Raw genomic sequence first — 328 nt, forward strand, 5'->3', positions numbered from 1 at the left:
CTAATCGCCCGAGCTCTTCCGGAACCGCACCTCGCGGCCCGCGGGACCCAGCGCCCATGCGCGCGGTCCGGGCACGAGGATGCCCCCGAGTCACCTCCCCTATGCGCCATGCGGCCCCCAGGGCACGTAGATGAGACCCAGGACACCGTAACGGTGGGCGCCGCCCACCGGTCAGCGGCCAGAGCATGGGGGGCACGCCCGGTCCCGTTCCGAACCCGGAAGCTAAGCCCCATCGCGCCGAGAGTACTGCGGGGCCAGCCCGTGGGAGGCCAGGGCGCCGCTGACCGGTGGACGGCACCGAGCCGTACGCTTGAACTGCAGAAGGGGG

1 rRNA gene is annotated in these 328 nt (G+C 72.6%); it reads left to right on the forward strand.

What is annotated here, in order from left to right:
• The first annotated feature begins 170 nt into the window (after window positions 1–170).
• A 5S ribosomal RNA gene (gene rrf / locus DW171_RS10045) occupies window positions 171–286 on the forward strand.
• Window positions 287–328: the final 42 nt, after the last annotated feature.

The organism is Collinsella sp. AM15-2 (genome assembly GCF_003471985.1).
GTDB lineage: Bacteria > Actinomycetota > Coriobacteriia > Coriobacteriales > Coriobacteriaceae > Collinsella.